Source organism: Burkholderia sp. PvR073 (genome assembly GCF_054055695.1).
The window spans coordinates 1,168,560-1,187,712 of sequence record NZ_JBSRXO010000001.1 but is presented as its reverse complement, the minus strand read 5'-3'; the positions used below and the strand labels follow the sequence as shown (position 1 = coordinate 1,187,712).

16 protein-coding genes are annotated in these 19,153 nt (G+C 63.5%); 6 read left to right on the top strand and 10 right to left on the bottom strand.

Features of this window, described 5'->3' with window-relative positions; all coding sequences use genetic code 11:
- Positions 1–8: 8 nt before the first annotated feature.
- Positions 9–956, bottom strand: a complete 948-nt coding sequence (gene argC, locus ACVK00_RS05270) for an N-acetyl-gamma-glutamyl-phosphate reductase (protein ID WP_284901563.1) — start codon at positions 954–956, stop codon at positions 9–11.
- Between the two features lie 119 nt (positions 957–1,075).
- Here argC and ACVK00_RS05265 point away from each other — a divergent pair, with 119 nt between their 5' ends.
- Complete coding sequence (locus tag ACVK00_RS05265) at positions 1,076–1,960, top strand: LysR family transcriptional regulator (RefSeq protein WP_012365043.1); 885 nt, start codon at positions 1,076–1,078, stop codon at positions 1,958–1,960.
- A 144-nt stretch (positions 1,961–2,104) separates the two neighbouring features.
- Here ACVK00_RS05265 and ACVK00_RS05260 read toward each other — a convergent pair whose 3' ends face one another.
- The 4 genes from ACVK00_RS05260 to ACVK00_RS05245 all read right to left on the bottom strand — a co-directional run bounded on the left by ACVK00_RS05260 (position 2,105) and on the right by ACVK00_RS05245 (position 5,555).
- Positions 2,105–2,569 carry a signal peptide protein gene (locus tag ACVK00_RS05260; protein ID WP_284901560.1) on the bottom strand — a complete coding sequence of 155 codons (465 nt, stop codon included), beginning with the start codon at positions 2,567–2,569 and terminating at the stop codon, positions 2,105–2,107.
- Positions 2,570–2,629: 60 nt separating this feature from the next.
- The gene (locus ACVK00_RS05255) at positions 2,630–3,847 is read right to left on the bottom strand and encodes a patatin-like phospholipase family protein (RefSeq protein WP_166725198.1); all 1,218 of its coding nucleotides are present in this window, start codon (positions 3,845–3,847) and stop codon (positions 2,630–2,632) included.
- A 129-nt stretch (positions 3,848–3,976) separates the two neighbouring features.
- Positions 3,977–4,762 (bottom strand): 3-hydroxybutyrate dehydrogenase, encoded by a 786-nt coding sequence (locus ACVK00_RS05250; RefSeq protein ID WP_105788036.1) that lies wholly within the window; start codon positions 4,760–4,762, stop codon positions 3,977–3,979.
- 52 nt (positions 4,763–4,814) lie between these two features.
- Positions 4,815–5,555 (bottom strand): acetoacetate decarboxylase, encoded by a 741-nt coding sequence (locus tag ACVK00_RS05245; protein ID WP_006755415.1) that lies wholly within the window; start codon positions 5,553–5,555, stop codon positions 4,815–4,817.
- A gap of 448 nt (positions 5,556–6,003) precedes the next feature.
- Between ACVK00_RS05245 and ACVK00_RS05240 the strand changes: the two genes are divergently transcribed.
- Complete coding sequence (locus tag ACVK00_RS05240) at positions 6,004–6,585, top strand: undecaprenyl-diphosphatase (protein WP_166726439.1); 582 nt, start codon at positions 6,004–6,006, stop codon at positions 6,583–6,585.
- Between the two features lie 35 nt (positions 6,586–6,620).
- Here the strand turns inward: ACVK00_RS05240 and ACVK00_RS05235 are convergent, their stop codons facing one another.
- The 3 genes from ACVK00_RS05235 to ACVK00_RS05225 form a co-directional block, all read right to left on the bottom strand.
- A complete protein-coding gene (locus tag ACVK00_RS05235; RefSeq protein ID WP_228908701.1) occupies positions 6,621–6,845 on the bottom strand; it encodes a hypothetical protein in 225 nt (74 codons plus the stop codon).
- A gap of 119 nt (positions 6,846–6,964) precedes the next feature.
- Positions 6,965–7,786 carry a siderophore-interacting protein gene (locus ACVK00_RS05230; protein WP_228908702.1) on the bottom strand — a complete coding sequence of 274 codons (822 nt, stop codon included), beginning with the start codon at positions 7,784–7,786 and terminating at the stop codon, positions 6,965–6,967.
- 38 nt (positions 7,787–7,824) lie between these two features.
- Positions 7,825–8,538: a PadR family transcriptional regulator gene (locus ACVK00_RS05225; protein ID WP_228908703.1), complete on the bottom strand. Its 714-nt coding sequence runs from the start codon at positions 8,536–8,538 to the stop codon at positions 7,825–7,827.
- A gap of 957 nt (positions 8,539–9,495) precedes the next feature.
- On the opposite strand from ACVK00_RS05225, the gene ACVK00_RS05220 reads away from it, so the two are divergent.
- The 4 genes from ACVK00_RS05220 (at position 9,496) to ACVK00_RS05205 (ending at position 16,379) form a co-directional block, all read left to right on the top strand.
- Complete coding sequence (locus tag ACVK00_RS05220; protein ID WP_228908704.1) at positions 9,496–12,279, top strand: type VI secretion system Vgr family protein; 2,784 nt, start codon at positions 9,496–9,498, stop codon at positions 12,277–12,279.
- An 11-nt stretch (positions 12,280–12,290) separates the two neighbouring features.
- The gene (locus ACVK00_RS05215) at positions 12,291–14,465 is read left to right on the top strand and encodes a T6SS effector phospholipase Tle3 domain-containing protein (RefSeq protein ID WP_228908705.1); all 2,175 of its coding nucleotides are present in this window, start codon (positions 12,291–12,293) and stop codon (positions 14,463–14,465) included.
- Between the two features lie 149 nt (positions 14,466–14,614).
- Positions 14,615–16,099 carry a type VI lipase adapter Tla3 domain-containing protein gene (locus tag ACVK00_RS05210; RefSeq protein WP_228908706.1) on the top strand — a complete coding sequence of 495 codons (1,485 nt, stop codon included), beginning with the start codon at positions 14,615–14,617 and terminating at the stop codon, positions 16,097–16,099.
- Between the two features lie 19 nt (positions 16,100–16,118).
- Positions 16,119–16,379 carry a PAAR domain-containing protein gene (locus ACVK00_RS05205; protein ID WP_027790130.1) on the top strand — a complete coding sequence of 87 codons (261 nt, stop codon included), beginning with the start codon at positions 16,119–16,121 and terminating at the stop codon, positions 16,377–16,379.
- 71 nt (positions 16,380–16,450) lie between these two features.
- On the opposite strand, the gene ACVK00_RS05200 is transcribed toward ACVK00_RS05205, so the two are convergent.
- Entirely contained in the window at positions 16,451–17,572 is a 1,122-nt protein-coding gene (locus tag ACVK00_RS05200; RefSeq protein WP_284888523.1) for an aromatic ring-hydroxylating oxygenase subunit alpha, read from the bottom strand.
- Positions 17,566–19,146 carry a GH3 family domain-containing protein gene (locus ACVK00_RS05195; RefSeq protein ID WP_228908708.1) on the bottom strand — a complete coding sequence of 527 codons (1,581 nt, stop codon included), beginning with the start codon at positions 19,144–19,146 and terminating at the stop codon, positions 17,566–17,568. The genes ACVK00_RS05200 and ACVK00_RS05195 overlap by 7 nt, the downstream gene beginning before the upstream one ends.
- Positions 19,147–19,153: the final 7 nt, after the last annotated feature.

Here is a 19,153-nt window from a genome sequence, read left to right as displayed (position 1 = left end):
CGCGCGGTTTATGCCGCTTTCGCCGCGCTCGCCGCACCGAGCATCAGGTCGAGATTCTGCACGGCCGCGCCGGAGGCCCCTTTGCCCAGATTGTCGAACACGGCGGCCAGCAGCACCTGACCGTGATCGGCATTGACGAACACGCTGAGCCGCAGGTCGTTCGAGCCGTTCAGCGCTTGCGGATCGAGATGCGTGATCGCGCGCGTGTCCGCGAGCGGCGTGACCTCGACGTGGCGCGCGCCGGCGTAATGGTGCGCGAGACACGCGTGCAGCGCCTCACCGGTCACGCCGGCCGGCAGCAGCCGCAGCTCGATCGGCACGGTCAGCACGATGCCCTGCCGATAGGCGCCGTAAGCCGGCACGAACAGCGGACGGTGTGCGAGCCCGGCATGCAGCTGGATCTCGGGCACATGCTTGTGCGCGAGCGCGAGGCCGTAGACCTGAAGCGGTTGCGCGCGTGCGGCGTCGTTCGATTCGAACGCGTCGACGGCGGTCCGCCCGCCGCCCGAGTAACCGGACACCGCATGGATGCTCACCGGGTAATCGCGCGGCAGCAGGCCCGCCTGTTGCAGCGGCCGAAGGAGACCAATCGCGCCGGTCGGATAGCAGCCCGGATTGGTGACGCGCCGCGCGTGCGCGATTGTCTGCGCGTGTCCGTCGACCATCTCGGGAAAACCGTAGACCCAATCCGGTTCGGTGCGATGGGCCGAACTCGAGTCGATCACGCGTACCGCCGGATTCCGGATGAAGCCGACCGCTTCGCGCGCCGCGGCGTCCGGCAGGCACAGAATCGCGATATCGGATGCGTTGATGGCTTCGGCGCGCCGTGCGGGGTCCTTGCGTTCGGCATCCGGCAGCGTGACGAGCCGCAGGTCGGTGCGATCCCGCAGGCGCTCGTGGATCTGCAATCCGGTCGTACCTTGGTCGCCGTCGATGTAGACAATGGGGAGGCTCATGATGGTCGCGTTCCTCGTTTCGGGCATCGGGAAAGCCGTATCGTCCGCCGAACGCCTAGAATAGGAAAAGTTGAATTTCCTGATTGCTGGATTCAGTTTTCCTGAACGAGAGGAGGCGCATGCGCGAGATCAGCCTGGACCGATTGCGTACGCTGGTCGCGATTGCCGACCAGGGATCGTTCGTGGCCGCCGCGCAACTGCTTCATCTGGCGCCGCCGACGGTCAGTCTTCATGTCGCCGAACTCGAAAGTCGCATCGGCGCGCCGTTGCTGTCGCGCACGCGCGGCAACGTGCAGCCGTCGACCATCGGTGCCGTGCTGGTGGAGCGGGCGCGCCGTCTGCTGGCCGAGGTCGAGTCGACGCTCGACGACGTGGAGCGGCAAGTGCAGGGGCTGACCGGGCGTGTGCGCCTCGGCGCGTCGACCGGGGCGATCGCCCATCTGTTGCCGCAGGCGGTGGCCCGGTTGCGCGAGCGGCATCCGGATATCGACGTCCAGATCGCGGTGCTCACGTCGCAAGACACGCTGGCGCGCATTGCGCAGGGCACGCTCGACGTCGGGCTGGTCGCGTTGCCGCAGCCGGCGGTCGCGGGGCTGTCGATCCGCGCGTGGCGGCGCGATCCGGTGCTGGCTTTCCTGCCCGCGGACTGGCGACTGCCGGCGCGTGTGACGCCGGCCTATCTGGCCACGCGTCCGCTGATTCTCAACGATGCGACCACCCGCCTGTCGCGGCTCACGACGGAATGGTTCGCGCTCGGCGGCCATCGGCCCGAGCCGCGCATCGAACTCAACTACAACGATGCGATCAAGAGTCTGGTCGCCGCGGGTTACGGCGCGACGCTGCTGCCGCACGAGGCGGGCGCCCCGCCGCCCGACGCACGCATCGTCATGCGGCCGCTGCGTCCGGCGTTGTGGCGGGAACTGGGTATCGCGCATCGGGTCGGCCCGGTCGAGCGCTCGACACAGCACGTGCTCGACGCGTTATGGGCGCTCGGCGCGCGATAGGGAATCGCGCCGCCGCTCGGGACGCACGCCGCGGTGCCGACTCGAGCGGACGCGGCATGCGCGAGGCCGAACGCTTCAGCCTGTCGCCCGGTGCGGCCACATGCGGGCCGGCTTGTGCCGGCGCCGGCACGCGGCTCGGGCCCGTTACAGGCGGTTGTCCTTCGCGAGCATCAGCACGCGCGCCCAGCGTCGCGCATCGCGCTTGTCCATCATCGGCAGCTTCCATTCGCCGCGCACCGCGTCGCGCACGCGCACGACCAGATGCCAGCGGCCGTCGATCGGCGCGGCCTCGCAGCCATCGAGCTGCGACAGCGTATAGCGGCCGTCCGCGCCGTCTTGCGACAGCCACAGCAGCCCCTGCGACGCGGACACGCGCACCTCGCCCCATGCGCGATGCACGATGTGGGTCCAGCCTTGTTCTTTCGTGTTCGGCGCGATGTCGCGGCGGCGTTTGATCCACCACACGATCAGCGCGATCAGGATGGCGCCGGCGAGCACGGCGGCCGCGATCGCGACCGGCTGGCCGAACTGCGCGGCGATGACGTGAAACAGGTGAACCGCGCCCCAGCCAATGGCGATGAGCGCGAACAGCGCAATGAAAATCGGCATGTCGAATCGGAAAAGAGGACGGACCGGCGCAGGCAGCGCGCCGGTCCGCCGCACACGGCATTACCGGCGGCGGTGAATGTCGTGCGTGACGAAGCCCGCGTCGTTGACGGGCAGCGCGAGGCCGTCCTTGACCGCGAGCGTCTTGCGGATGTCGTCGAGACCCGCGGACCAGTGGTCGCGCATCGTCGACAGACCGAACTGATAGTCCTTGTAGTGGTGCTCGTATGCCTTCTGCTGATAGATCAGGTGCTGGATGTTGTACTTCTTCCCGCTCGACATCGCGTCAGCCTCGACGCACCACGGGTCGTTCTTGCGCTGCTCTTCCGGCACCTGCTCGAGCACGTGGCGCAGCACGTTGCGGTAGCGCTGTTCGCGCTGCAGCGTGTCGGTGACGAAACGCGTGCGGCTCGAATACTGCACGTCCTTCGTGCGTTCCGCGACATCGGCCATCGTGCGCGGCAGCGGCCCGCGTGCGCTCCACAGATCGACCTGGAACGCGAGCGTGTCGCGGCGCGGACGCGCGCGCAGCACTTCCATCAGCGGCGTGTTCGACACGACGCCGCCGTCCCAGTAGTACTCGCCGTCGATCTCGACGGGCGGGAACGCGGGCGGCAGCGCGCCGGATGCCATGAAGTGCTCGGGCGTGAGGCGAATGCGCGAGTTGTCGAAGTACACGAAGTTGCCGGTGCCGACGTTGACCGCGCCGACCGACACGCGCGTCTCGCCCGAATTGATCCGGTCGAAATCGCACAGCTTCAGCAGCGTCGCGCGCAACGCCGACGTGTCGTACCAGCTGATCTTTTCCGGATGATCGGACACGCCCGGCATCGGCGGCGGGAAACGCGGCACGAAGAAACCCTGCTGGCCCTGCATCATCGCGCTCGCGGCCTGCGACGCGGTGAAGAACGTGCGGATCTGGTCGATGCTGTTGAACAGCGCGAATTCGAACGCGGCCGGCATCGCGGGAAAGAACGCCGGCTGGCAGATCGTTTCCCAGAATTCGCGCAGCCGCTCGACGCGATGTTCGGGCGCGTTGCCGGCGATCAGCGCGGTGTTGAGCGCGCCGATCGAGATGCCTGCGATCCAGTCGAGCGGAACGTTCGCTTCGTGCAGCCCTTCGAACACGCCGGCCTGATACGCGCCGAGCGCGCCGCCGCCTTGCAGGACGAGCGCGATCGTTTCGTATGGCAGCGACCGCGCAGCGGCCGGTGCGCCGGCCTCGTGATGCAGGTCCGCCGCATCGACGGCCTGCTTTTCTGTACGCGCGTGCGGTTTCATCAGTTGCTCCGAGAAATCCGCCGTTGATGGCGGAGACGGATGGCGTGACGTCGATCGACGTCATGCCATCGTGAGTCTTGAGAATGGGCGGTGGTGCGGGAATCGCCTCCCGTCAGGGAGGCGAAGACATTACTGCATGAACCAGCCGTGGCTGACGATGAACGACTGCCCCGTGAGCGCGGCGCTCGGGAACGCCGACAGGAACAGCACCGTCTGCGCGACGTCCTGCACCGTCGTGAACACGCCGTCGACCGTGTTGCCGAGCATCACCTTCTTGATCACTTCCTCTTCGCTGATCCCGAGCTCCTTCGCCTGCTCCGGAATCTGCTTGTCGACGAGCGGCGTGCGCACGAAGCCCGGACACACGACGTGCGAGCGCACGTTGTGCTTCGCGCCTTCCTTCGCCAGCACGCGCGCCAGGCCGAGCAGACCGTGCTTGGCCGTCACGTAGGCCGACTTCAGCGGCGACGCTTCGTGCGAGTGCACCGAACCCATGTAGATCACGACGCCGCCGCGATCATCCTTGTACATGTGCTTGAGCGCGGCCTTCGTCGTCAGGAACGCGCCGTCGACGTGGATCGCCTGCATCTTCTTCCAGTCGGAGAACGAGTAATTCTCGATCGGATTGACGATCTGGATGCCGGCATTCGACACGAGGATGTCGATCGAGCCGAACGCTTCGGCGACCTTGTCGATGCCGCTATTTACGGCGTCCTCGTTGGTCACGTCCATCGCGACGCCGATCGCCTTGCCGCCTGCCTTGTTGATCTCGTCGGCAACCGCGTTCGCGCCGTCCTGGTTCAGGTCGGCGATCGCGACGGCCGCGCCCGCCTTGGCGAGCTCCAGTGCGATTTCCTTGCCGATGCCGCTTGCGGCGCCCGTGACGACTGCGGTCTTGCCATTCAGGTTGCTCATTTCGAATTTCCCGTGGTGAAAGGATTGACAGGGAGAAAGGACTGCGGACGTGTTACTGAGCCAGATAATCGTAGACGACTTCGCCGAGGCCGAGTGTCAAATCCGCGACGATGTGGCGGGCTTCGACGATCTCGAGCACCGGCAGGTCGGCCACCGGCGCAAGTGCGTGCGGTGCCAGCTCGAGCGACGCGGGGCCCGTCCACGCGCCCTTCATCTTGATGTCCTGCATGTAGTAGCGCACCAGTTCGCACACGCGTGCGGTGCCGTCGACGTGCGGGATGATCTTCAGCAGGAAGTTCGGGCCGGCGAGGCGTTTCGCCTGCTCTTCGATGTCGAGTTCCTTGTGCTTGTAGCCCATTGTGCCGGTCGCGACGCGCACCTTGCCGTAGTCGAGCGTGCCCAGGATGTGATCGGTGTTCACGTGCAGCGTGGGCGACGCGAGCTTCTTCGGGAAGCCCCACAGCTCGCGGCCGCCGGCGATCGGCGGGTGATCGTCGAGATACATCGCGAGCGTGTAGCCGCCGGCCTGGCCGTTGTATTCGACGGGGATCACCTGGCCGCTTTCGGTGTAGTCGCCGAAGCCGGTCGAATCGGCCATGCGAATGAATTCGTAATGCACGAGCGGCTCGGTGATCTGCAGCGGCTCGGGGACAATCTCGCGCAGACGGTCCGGATCGGTGCGATACGTGATGATCAAAAACTCACGATCGACGAAACGGTACGGCCCCATCGGGAAAGCAGGGCTGGTCAACGGCATCGCAAACGCGTTCGATCGGACATCGCTGATTTTCATGCGGACTCCTTGGTGTTGATCGCTTCGTGGATGATTGGTCGTAATCGTATGCCTGTGCGTCGCCGTTGTGCGATGCCGCATATGGAATTAATTGTTGCCGATTTCGATTCATTTGCCGCCTAAATATTGAGGCGGGCGGCACAAACGGGGGTGGATGGCGCCCGGCGGCCCGAAGTTCGCACGCATCAATGACACCACGATGTGAAACAGGTGAGGCTTTACGGGAGGGTTGGTGAGTTTTTACGGGAGACGGTCGCGCGCGGATGTGTCAATTGTGTGAACTTGTGTTGCAGTGCGGGCTCTAAGTGCGTTCGCGCGCGGCGCACGGGCCGACCCTGATCACCGGTAGGCCGACGCATTAAGCAACGCTTAAGCGGGTGCGCCCTAGCATCGTTTGCCTCCGACCGGCACGGCCGGTCCACTCATTACGCCCCACGCAACCGGATTCATGCAGAACCTCAATCTCACCCTGTTTTCCGCCATCAATGCCGGCGCCGCGCCGCACCCCGGCGTTGCCCGCCTCGCGATCTTCGCCGCCGACTGGCTCGTCTATGCGCTGCCTGCGATGCTGCTGCTGACCTGGATCTTCGGCGAGCGCCCGACGCGGCGCCAGGCGATCGAAGCCGGCGTCGGCACATGCGTGGCGCTGGCGCTCGCGCAGGTGCTCGGGCATTTCTGGTTCTCGCCGCGGCCGTTCATGGCCGGCGTCGGCACGCAACTGATTCCGCATGCGCCGGACAGCTCGTTTCCGAGCGATCACATGACGTTCGCGTGGAGTCTCGCCGTCGGCATGATGCTCGCCGGCACCACGCGGCTGACCGGGTTCGTGATGGCTGCGATGGCCGTCGCGATTGCATGGGGTCGGGTGTATGCGGGCGTGCACTGGCCGTTCGACATGGCCGGTGGCGTGCTGGTCGGCACGGCCGGCGCGCTGGCCGCGCACCTGTACGGGCAACGCGTGGTCGAGCTGCTCGAACGGATCGGCGACGTGGTGCACGCGGTGATGATGGGGCGCGAGCGCACGCCCTGAGAGAACCAAGCGGGAGAAGTGCGGGCCGGACGCCATCAACCGGGCGTCTTGACCGCGTCGGCCGATGCCGGCGTGCCGTCGCCTGCTTCGTGCAGTTCGGGCGTTTCGCCCGGGTGCCGGGCGGCGTCGCGTTCGAGAGAACTTTCCTTCAGGATCGCGCACATCGCGACGAACAGCGCGAGCACGACGGCCGCCAGGCTGCAATAGCCGGCGATCTTCAGGTGGCGAAGGAAAGGCGAAGCGTGGCTTTCTCTTGTCATGACCGGGCGCTCCTGGGCGGGCTGCGGCGGCTGTCGCCCGACAGCGGCGTCGCAGACATACATATATACCAGCCGCCCCGCCGATGCCAAGCCCGCCGATGCGCGGGCGCCCGTTCGCGTCAGTCTTCCAGCGTTTCGTGCACGGCCGCCGCACCGCGCTTCCAGTATGCCGCCGCGCGGATGCGCGACTTGTCGATGCCGCGCTCGCCGGTCAGGTGCAGACGCACCGCGCGCATCGACTGCGCTTCACCCGCCGCCCAGACATAACCGTCGCCGGAGGACGGCAGCGGCAGTTCGCGCACCGCATTCAGCAGGGCGTCGCCGTCCGCCGCGTCGGCTTCGGCGCGAAAGCGCCAGATTTCATGCACGTCGGCGCGCGTATCGAACGAGATCTGCGCGGTGCGATCCGCGACTTCCAGCACGACCGCCGCACGGGCGCCGGCCGGCAGCTGCTCGAGACGCCGCGCGATCGCCGGCAGCGCCGTATCGTCGCCGATCAGCAGATGCCAGTCGAAATCGATCGGGACCACGAACGAACCGCGCGGGCCGCCGATGCCGAGCCATTGGCCGACGCGAGCCTGCGCCGCCCACTGCGATGCGGGGCCCGGATGATTCAGCACGAATTCCAGATCGAGTTCGCAGGCGGCGCGGTCGAAGCGGCGCGGCGTGAAGTCGCGCGCGACCGGCTTCGGTTCGCCTTCGGGAAACTCGGGGCCGTTCGCGCCGAGCGTCGGCATCGCGGGCTGCTCGGCGCCGGGCGGCGGGAAAAACACCTTCACGTGGTCGTCGAACGACGACGATTCGAAATCAGCGAGGTCGGGGCCGCTGAGCGTGACGCGCAGCAGATGCGGCGTCACGGCGTGCACGCGCACGACCTGCAGCAGGCGGAACTTGAGGGTATGGCGCACGCGGGTCACGGTGCGCTCGGATGTGTTCTGCATCAATCCGTACTCCTTAGGTTTTGACGAGGCGGCGCGGATTACGCGCCGGTGCCGCCTTCGATTTCGGCCGTCGCGCGGCGCATGATCGCCGCGATGCGCCGCTGTTCGTCGGCATCGGCGGCGCTCTTGTGCAGCAGCGCCCGCTTGAGCGCGAGACGCGCGTCGACGAACTCAGGAAGCCAGCCGGGCTGTGCGTCGTCCGGTGCTTCGCTGCCCGCCGATTCACCGGCGAACGCGCGGCGCATGAATTCCATCTTGCGGGCGAGGTGCGTGAGGCGCGCGAACAGCGTGTCGACGCGTTCGCGCTGCGCGTCGAGATGCGCGCGGCCGGCATCGGTCAGTGCATAGCGCTTGCGATTGCCTTCCGCCTGCGACGCGACGAAGCCCACTTCCTCGAGATACGTGAGCGCCGGATACACCATGCCGGGGCTCGGGCTGTAGAAGCCGTTCGAGCGCGTGTCGAGCGCCTTGATCAGCTCGTAGCCGTGGCTCGGCTGCTCGGCGACGAGCGCGAGCAGCAGCAACTGGAGATCGTCGGAGCTGAACTGGCGGCCGCGCGGCATGCCGTCGTCGCCGAAATCGCCAAAGCCGCCGCGTCCGCCACGGCCGCCGAACGGACCGCCGCCGCCAAACGGGTCGTGGCCGCGACGGTGGCGGCCGATCGCGTGCCAGAGGCCGGCGAACCAGTCAGGGCCGGCATGCGCACCATGACCGTCGCATCGGGCATGGCCGCGGGAGGGGTTGTGTCGCATGATCGTGTCCTATATATCGTAAAACATATCTAAAGATATATATCGAAAGATAGGGTGTCAAGGGAGATTATTGGAGTCAGACGAGTGCCGGTGACGCGGAGGAGAGGGAGCAATACGACAACGAGATGCCGTTTTGCCCGCCGGCATGCAGGCTCATGCCGCTTGCGACGACCGTGTCCCCGCAACGCGCCGGTGCGGTTACGCGTTTGATGAATTGGATAACTGAACGAACGAAGCGCGGCTGCTCGAACGGATTGCCGCCCAGCCTCGCCGTAATCGATATCGATATGGCGTCGTCGATATAGGCACGCGCGGCTGCATCGACCGGGCGCCTCGACAATGACTGCAAGGGGAGCGTGACTACGCCGAGTGCGTATGAAGCTCGCTTGGCTGTTGATAAGACACCATACGCACGTCTATAGCACTTGAGAATGTACTTTCGGTCCGTGTACCTCGACCCGGCAGAGCATCGAAGCTGGGATGCGGCTTAGCGGAACCGTCTCGCCGTATGGCATTCCCCTGTCTCGGATTGTGGAGTTATTGGATTCTCCTTTTTCAGAGGTCGACTTTTCTGTCACTTCCTCGCAAGGGAATTCGCAGAAAAGTAACCAAGCCATTGATTTGCATGGACCGTCGAGATGACTTTTTTGCGAACTTACATGAGGATCGGTGCTGTGATACGGCAGCGAGGGATCGACGTCGCAGACTCGACGGGTATGGTTACGGGTTCGGCGCCGACTGAGTGCACCAGGTCTCGCGAAGTGATGTGAGGGCGCGCCCAACGCGGACCGGCGCGGCCGAAATTAGTGTTCTTCGTCGAATAATGTAAAAAATTGCCAATGGGGTTATGACATTGTTACCTTCGTGTGATGTTTTGGTAAAATCGCGCGGAACTGCCAGCCTTCTATAGAGAAGCAACATTCGGCGGCCGATAACGAATCAAACTGAGAGACCGTCGTGAATATCCGAGAGTCGTTTCGCAATTTCGTATCGGGAATCGATGCGAATCAGCGGCCCGTCGTGCTGAATTGGGGCAAGGCGCAGCATGCGCTGGAGTCGAAAATCGCGTTGCAGCACGCGAGCATCCACGAAAGCATGATGACCGGCATCAACGGTTACCTGACCTGCATTTCGCAACAGAGTGATCTGTCTCCGAAGCTTTTCATCGGTACGCCGGTTTCAGTCGGTATAGTTACCGATCGCGGGCAAGTGCATGCCATCAATGCAATCGTCAGCGCCGTACAGATCGGGCGGACCGACGGGGAACTGACGGTTTACCAGTTCACCGTGATCGACGCGGTGAACCTGCTGCAAAAGCGCACCAACTCTCGCATCTTCCGTCACGTGAGCGTTGTCGATGTACTCGGGATCGTCCTGAGCGAATGGCGACAGCGCAGCGTGGCTCTCGCACAGGCGTTCGAGTTCGACCTGTCCCAACTCGACAGATCACGCTATCCAAGTCGGTCCTTCGTACGCCAGGTCAACGAAACCGACGCCCGTTTCATCTCCCGAATCGCGCGCCGCGACGGCATCACGATGTTCGTGCGCGCCGGACGGGCAAGCGGCGAGACGAAAGACGGCGATCCTCCCGTGCATACGTTGGTGTTCTGCGACGACCCGCAAAAACTGAGCGAGTGCACCGCAGGTACGGTCCGCGTTCATCCGCGTGATGCCGGAACGGAACAGCGCGACACCATCACCGCGCTGACCATGCGCCAGCAACTGATTTCAGGGGAATCGGCTCGACCTTCGTGGGACTACCGCTATGCCCGCGTGGACCAGTCGAGCGCATCGACGAAAATCGATCAGGGCGAATCGGCTAACGATCTCGCGAAATTGCTGACGGACATCGTGATCGACGTCCCGCATATGGCGGATTCTTGGGCGGACCACGAGCGGATGACGGAAGACCGCATTCTGGCTCACGAAGCGCAGGCGGTCCGATACGACGGCGTAAGCGGCATTCGCGACCTCGCAGTCGGGTCGTGGATCACGATTGCCGGAGATGACGAGTGGGGCATGCTCTCGTCCGACACGCAGCAATTCGTGATCACGTCGCTGCACCACGAGGTCTGGAACAATCTGCCCAAAGGGTTGAACGAGCGTGCGCAGGCGTTGTTCGCCGCTAGTCATACGCTTGAACGGCCGCGAACGATGACCGATGGCGACCCGTCCGGGCAGGATACGCGCTACGAGAATGCATTCTCGTGCGTGCCGCGCGGCACGCCGCTCACGCCGCTTTATGATCCGAAGATCGATCTCCCGCCGACGCCGCTGATCACCGGACGCGTGGTCGGGGTCGAGGGGGAGGAGGTCAGTTGCGACGAGAATGGCTGCGTGTTCGTGCAGATTCTCGGTCAGGATTCCCGCGATCATGCGCATGCGCAGGGTGCCGGAACGAACAGCAACGAGAGCGATAGCGCACCGATCCGCGTGGCATCCAGTCTGGCCGGGCCGAATTTCGGCGAGACTTTCTTGCCGCGGGTGGGCACTGAAGTTCTGCTCGGGAGCCTCGGCGGGGATCCGGACAGGCTGGTCATCATCGGCGTGCTGGCAAACGGCGCGAACATGCCGGCGAGCTTCACTCATACGGGCAGTCTGCCGGGCAATCGCTTTCTGTCCGGTATCAAGACGAAGGAAATCAAGGGGCAGCGCTACAACCAGCTTCGTCTCGACGACACACCGCAGCAAATCAGCGCGCAGCTTGCATCGGAGCATGCGCATAGCCAGTTGAATCTCGGCTACCTGACGCAACCACGCGACGACGGACGGGGTGCAGACCGCGGCCAAGGCGCCGAATTGCGCACGGACGCGGCAGCCGCGTTGCGCGCGGCGCAAGGGATGCTTCTGACGACTTACGCGCGTACACAGGCGAGCGGCGGACAGCTTGACCGCGATGAACTCGTCGAGTTGCTCGGCGAATGCGCGGAGCTGTTCAAGGCGTTGGGAGATTACGCCGGACAGCACGGCGGCACGGCGACCGATGCGACGGGGCAGCAAGCTGTCGTGACCGCCTTCAAGGGATGGACGCCGGGCGGCCACGCTTCAGGCGACGATCGTGCGTCGAACGCCGACGCAGGCGACTCTCAGGCGCTGATGGCATTCGGCGCAAAGGCGGGTGCGCTCAATATCACCCCGAAGACTTACGTGACCTACGCCGGCGAGAACATCGATCAGATCGCGCGGCAGAACCTGCAATTCGCCGGTGGTCAGCGCGTGATCACGACGGCTGGCCAGGGCATCCACCTGTTCGGGCGCGGAGAAGGCGTCCGCGCGATTGCCGGTGAAGGCCCAGTGGTCTTGCAGGCGCAACAGGACACGCTTTCGGCGACTGCCCAGAAGGGCATCCAGATCATGTCGGTCGGCGACGAGGTGTTGATCTCGGGCAAGTCGATCCGGCTCGTCGCGGAAGACGGAAGCTACGTGAAAGTCGGTGGCGGTGTCGAGGTCGGTTCCGACGGTGCGTTCACCGCGCACACGGCGGGACATGATTTCGTCGGCCCGAACACGGACCACGTTGCGCCGCCGGCCTTCAATCGCGCCGGTGCCGATCAGAAGTTCCGCTTGCGGTACCCCGGCACCGACGGTGACGACGGCACGCATCCCGTGCCGAATCGCCCGTACAAGATCACGCTGCGCAATGGCCAGGTCATTAACGGGGTCTCGGATGCACACGGGATGACGGAGCTGGCATCGAGCGACGCGATGCACATAGCACACATTCAGGTTTTCGACGTTTAAGGCAGGCGATCATGTCCGATACTACAACCTCGTCGTCCCGGATCGTCGGCGAACATCAGGCGATTCTCAATTGCAACCGGCCGCAGGATGCGTTCGTCAATACCGACGTACAAAATCGCTTCCCGTGCACGACGATCCTGATCCATGGCGTGAATGACCTTGGAACGGATTTCGGCACGGTCGAAGGCGGACTGTGCGAGGGATTGAACGACCGCCTCGGTCGCACCGATTTCAAGGGCGCGGAGTACTCGCACGGCCGCATGGCGAACGACCCGAGCCAGGTGAGCGTTGCCGACATGATGAAGAACATGGACGACGTCATCTATCGTCGGCAGGAAAGCGAAGAGACAAGGAGCCCGTTGATTCCGTTTTATTGGGGGTTACGCGTCGGGAAGGAAGATTTGCCCCGGGACCCCAATAAGGAAACCGTCAACGGCCAGTACGTCGACCGGTTCGGCAACCGCCTCGATGAGCACCGCGCGCGCAACGGCGGATTCTTCGCCAATGCGACCAACAACATCCCCGACATGTTCGACTCGAATTTCAAAGGGGGAATGACGACGAAAATTCTCGACCGGATGCAGGGCGACCCGACGCACCCGCTTCGCGAGGCGGAAAATCGGCATTACATGTTGCTGGCAGCTCGGCGGCTCGCGGCATTGGTGCGGCAAATCCGCCTTATCGACCCGGACGGGACGGTCAACATCATTGCGCACAGTCAGGGCACGCTGATATCGCTGCTCGCCCAGGCCTATCTCGTCGAGGGGCTGATTCCAAACCAGTGTGGCCCGGCTGACCGTCCTGCTGACACGTTGGTCCTGATCGACTCGCCCTACAGCTTGAGCGAGGAGTTCATGGATCGGCTGCTGCAACGCGGGGACCAGCAGCAGACGGCTTACGCGCGTGCAAAGACCCTGGCAAACCTGGCCGGGCATGTGGCGAGCGGCAAATATCCGACGCCGCCACTCGATCAATTGAAGTTCGAGCCAGGACGGGACAATTTTGGCATCGTCGGCCCAACGTGGGATCCCGCGCAGGCGACGCGCCTGAGCGGGCCGCAAGGTAACGAATGTGTCGTGTTTGCCGAACGCGACAATCGCGGAAAAATCTACATGTACTTCAGCCCGGAGGATGCGACCGTCGGTCTGCGCGGCGTCAATGGCATGGGGTGTTCCGGTTTGCCCGACTCCATTGACGTGCGTGCAGCGCAGCCGGGAAGCAAACCTGAAAAAATCAACCTGTTGTCGGCGGCTTTCCGGCAGCGTGTCTTTACCCGGCGTCTGCGGCAGGGCAAGCCAGTTCAGGTTGGTACGCCGCCGGGAAACTTTACGATGCGGGAAAAGGGCGAAACATCCCATGGCTTGCCCGGCGGCTTCACGACATGGGTGAAGTCGACGCAGGTAAGCGTCGGTACCGAGCGCAATATCAATGGTGAAGCATTGACGCCACCGTTCGATCCCGAAATGGAAGGCAATGTGCTGCCTGGAACGGAGGCAACGCCGCTCTCGAAGAAAAATGCCGGCGAGCATGCTCCCGGCAAACAATCCATTGACCAGCTCGAAGCGGAAATTGCCTTGAGCACGAACAGTGGCGAAGGTGCGTTGCAGCCATTGCCCGCACAAATCATCGACTGGCCAACGAGCGGGGATGGGAAGCTGCCCACGCCCGCAGAGGTGGAGGCCTCGTTGAATGCGGGCAAGGGTCCCGACGATCAGTGCAAGGTAGGTCGGATCGTACCGACGGTACCGCCGTCGCCGGGACACATCGTCGTTTATCGGCAGGAGACGCTAAACGAAGCCAAGGTTCGGCTGATGAATAAGCATCCGGGAGAAAGCTCATATCACTCGGCGGTCATGAGCGGTCGTAGAAATCACCGATGTGCGACCGCGTACGATGTGTCAATCGGCCAGGCGCGTGTGTTGGACGATCCGGACTGGGCAAAACTCCTGCGGGCTATTGCTGATTGGAGACTTCCGGAGAGTGATATAGTAAAAGCCGAGAGAAAACTCGGCAAAAAACTCGACTCCGTAACGTCCGACATAGTAAAAGCCAATTGCAGCTATTACGAAAGCGGAGTTTTCCCGGAAAATGATATTGTGCCCAAGGATTTTCCTGACGGTGTGGTCAGTGAAACCAGGAAAGATCGAAATAGTGAAGATGCAAAAGAAGCACGATCGGTACATTGACAAATTGATGCGCCATGATTACGACAAACGTCACACGACCACCGGCTTCACGAATATTTCTGATTGCACTCGCAATCATAACTCTCTTATGGATTGCAGTCTTTGAATTTGTTGTTAGAAGGGAGGGATTTTTGGGAGGGAATATTGCAATGTATCGACGCTTGTCGCTGTTGATCTTGCCGCCGCTATTGTTGGCGGCAGGCGTCAGTATCGCCTATGGTGCCTCGTTGCGTAGAGACTCGCCGCCTCAAGACACGCCGGCTGCTGCTCGTCCCTCCAGCGCAAATGAAGCGGTCATTGCAGGGGACGGATCCCGGGACGCACGGTTCACATTGGAGATACGACGCTTTGGCGTCGCCGTTGACCGGTTTCGCCAGCGTGCGCTATTGATGCGGCTGGACGAGGCAGGGGCCAATGGAACGTTGCTCCTGCAAGATCCCAAACAATATCCGTGGTCGAGTAGTGATCGAAGCTTTGCGGGACATAAGCGCGAGAACAACGTTTTCGGCTATACGTTGCGCGGATGGGTCGATTATTGGCCGATTCCCGTGATAGTGGCCGGGCCGCCGCGAAACGAGAGTGATCCGGATGCGGACCGCATGGCAACCCACATCAGCAGTGCGGATAACGGGGCGGGGATTGGTAATACCCTTTATATGAGACTCGATGAAATACACACTGCGCACGGGGACGATGTGGTCTCTAGAGCGTTTGATATTTTTGACCGCGAGCCGGACTTGCCAGCAGTAGTGTTGCTGGTTGAGGATGGAATCAACACGCGATCCTATTTGGGTACTCCGGGTGCCGATTACCTGGGTTTGTCCACAAAAGATGGAAACTTCGTACCAAAGAATCCGGACAGTTACGTTGCGTTGCTCGTGACGAGAAAGGATCGCGTTGACCGACTGATTCGTCCATATGTGGTGGACGCACCAGAGGCAATCGACAACACCCAGACCCGATATGACGTGATCAAGCTGTGGAATTATTTCTGGCAGCTTCAGAAAGCCTACTGGAAGAAGGGTGCAAAGGAGATGCCGGTGGACTACTGGCAGGCGAAGCTCCCCGAGTTCTGGAAGACCGCGTCGCTGAAGATGCCGGACGGCTTCAAGCCGAACCCGTGGGTGCCAGTTCCTTGGACCACGTGGCAGTTGAAGGAATACGACAGATGGCCGGTCCTGGCCAATCTGCATCGACCGGTGCGAGTCGACCTGAGCAACGGGCACGGGACGCCGTTGAAGAAGGGCGAGCGAATCGAAAAGATCCGCGCCGGCTGGCAGCAGGCAGTAGGCACGCTTGCGCCCGGCGAGCAGCCGGGACGGATGTTCTACGACACCGGCACCTCGACCGCCAATCTCGCGTTGCTGGTGCAGTCGCTGCACGACAACCCGCAGCACGTCGATATTGACGATCCGAAAGACGCATTCGACATGCAACGCCGTATCGGCGGCGACACCGGAACGAGCTCGATCTGGGTCCAGACCGCGCTGGCGCTGATGATGGGTTATGGCGACGGGAAGACGAGCGCACTGATCAACCTGCGGGATCCGCTGCATGCCACGATCGTCATGCTGACGCCGCCAGACGCCGCGTCGCGGCAGGCGCATCCGCAGACGTTCAGCTGGGATTTCTGACGGACCGGATCGACATGTCATGGGTCAAAAGCGATACATCATCGAGGGCGATGTGCACAGCCACGGCGGACGCGTTGTGTCCGGGGCGCCGAACTCGCGAATCAACGGGCGCGCGATTGCACGCTTGCACGATCCCGCGATTTGCGAGATTCACGGCCTGACCTTCATTGCGACGGTGTCGGGCCACGCCCGGTTCGACGGGCAAGTCGCCGCATGCGATGGCGACTTGCTGGCATGCGGAGCACGCCTGATCGCGAGCCAGGACCAGACGGGAGGCTAACGGAAATACGGGGCACGTGGGCGGTGCGCCGGTCGAGCCGGGCGGGCCTAGCCCGATCGCGCCGATGACGTTCAGATCACGAATTCCATCGGCTTCGTGCCGCATTGCGCATCGGACAACGGCTCGCCACGCTGCGTCGCGGCTAACAACCGGCCGATCGCAATGTGGACCACATCGGCGCGCACGCTCGACGGCGTGAAGCCTGCGGCGTTGTCGAGTCCCTCGCGGTGCGCACGCATGATTCGCACGTCTTGCTGGATCACGGAATGCGTGTAGAGGTGCAGCAGCGGTTTCAGCGCGCGCAGCACCGCGGACGGCAAGGCAAAGCGATAGGCGATGTACGTATAGACACGCGATCGACGCGTGTCGAGCGGCGTGATCTGGCTGATGATCAGAAAACTCGAGCGGCTACCCCAGTGATAGTCGCACCGCGTGACGTTCGGTACATAAAAATGATCGGTATGCCGAAGCGGTTCCCTGGACGGATTGGTCAGCCAGTCCAGCATGCCGATCTTGTCGCCGTCATCGTGATACGTGACCTCGACGCTCTGCTGCTTCAGTTCGACGGTCGCCCGTAGCCGCCGCCCAGTGGATGAGCGAAAGATCCGGTCGTGCACGAACACCGTATGCGGGACGTCCATGAAGTTCTCGACCAGCGCACCGAGATCGCCATCGAACGTATTGACCATGTAGTACGACTGCCACGGCCGTTCGCCGTGGTGCGGCATGTCGAACGGCCGCTTCAGCGCTGGATCGCCTCGCCCGCGATAGACCCAGACGAGGCCGTGCCGAGTCAGCACCGGCAACCTGCGCTGACGATATGGGTAGGTCGTACCGGTCGGTTCGGCGCTTGCGCCGTCGATGCTGGGAATTCGGGTGACGCTGCCGTGCTGGTCGTAATGCCAGCCGTGATACGGACAGACGAGGCAGCCGTCGATGACTTTCCCGGCCGACAACCGGGTGCCGCGATGCACGCATTGATCGACGAGCGCGACGATCTCGCCGTCGGCCGCCCGGAATAGCACGATGCCGAGGCCGAGTACGCGCGTGCCGAACGGTTTGTCCCGCTTGACCTCGGCTTCGGTGCCCGCGACGTACCATTGCTCGACGAGCGCGCCGAAGGCTTCACCATCGGCGTCCGGCGCGAATTCGTCGCACGGGGAACACGTTGATGCGATCGATATGTTCAACATGAGCACGCGTCCTCGATGAATGCGCGGAGTGCGTCCGCCACAGCGGGCTTGGCCACCAGTGCGCGGGGTTTGACATCGCCAGCCCGGATGCCTGCACGCTCGTGGGCTCGCTGGACGAGATCCGCCAGCTGGGCGGCGCCCCCGGGTATGCGAACCGCGCGCAACGGGCCAAGCTGGCCGACCGTGCGCGCGTGCCGGTAGTGAAAAGCGCGGGCGAGAGCCCGTTCCAGCGCATCGCGCAGGGCGGCGACGTCCTGCGTACCGCTTGCAAGCAACAGCAGGTAATGGGGCGGATCCGCGTCCGCGCACGGAATCATGCAACCTTCATCGCCCGGTTGCAGCACCTCGGAAAGTGACGCAGCAAGATAGGCTTCGTCCAGCTTTTCACCGACCAGATCGCTTTGCGTGCCCGTCCGCCCGACGAAGGCCACGCATGGCGTTCGTCCCGCATATCCGGTCACACGGACCCGATCGCCGAGCCGATAGCGGTACAGGCCGCCTCCGGTCGTCACGACGACCTCGACCGTATCGCCCGGCTTCAGTTCTTCCACGCCTATCGCGGTTCCGTCGTCGAGCAGGAACTCCAGGAAGTGGCTGCAGACGGCGAGGGGACAGCCGGCCGTATCGCCGAACGGCAGGCTGACCACCGCCTCGGTGGAAAACAAGCCTTTCGGAAGCCACGCGGCCTGCGGAAACCAGGTGCGGGCATGTGCGGCGTAGTGTTTGCTTGGGCCGTCCATCCAGCAACTCACTGCAGCGAGTTGCGGCCACACCCGGCCGCAGTGGCCATCGTCGAGTGCGCGCCGCAGCGCTGCCGTACGGTTCGACGGCAGCGAATCGAACAGGAAGGTGAGCGTATCGCGGCGTTGCGGTTCGGCGTCGCCGAATAGCGGACGAAGCAGACTGGTCAGGAAGGTCGGGCTCCATACGCTGATGAAGGCCAGATCATCAGCGGCGATCAGCGCGCGCAACGTTTCGTTGCGCCACGACCGACCATCACCCGACAGCGATGGTGCGACGAGCGTCGGCAGCAGATCGACGAGCGGACTGTCGGCCAGGTAATCGAGATCGCTGTCCGATCCGATCATGATGCCGTTGGGAGCGCGTTCGCGCGCTTGCAGTGGAGGTGACATCGACCAGTACGCGCGCCCGGCCGCGACGCCGGGCACGGCGCGATGCAGATCGGAGAGCCAGACGATCAGCGCGAACTGCAATTCTTCGAGAAAGGCCGGCGTATAGGGAATGAGCTTTTGCTGCTCGCTGCCGCCGCTCGTACGCTCGAAGAAGCGTGGCGCTTGCGCGGTCAGGATCGGAGCGGACTCCTGGAGTGCACGATCGATCCATCGGGACATGCCGGCGTAGGGGGCCACCGGCACGCGCTCGCGAAATTGTGCCGGATCTGCGATATCGGCAAACCCGTTGGCAATGCCGAACGTCGTGTTCCGATTCGCGGCGAGCAAGCGTGACAGATAGGCCGCCTGCGCGTCGCCCGGCGCATCGAGCGCGGTGAGCCACGCGCGACGGAAGGGTTCTGCAGCAGCGCCAAACGCGGCCCACGCATCCTGTGCACGCACGTGCGTC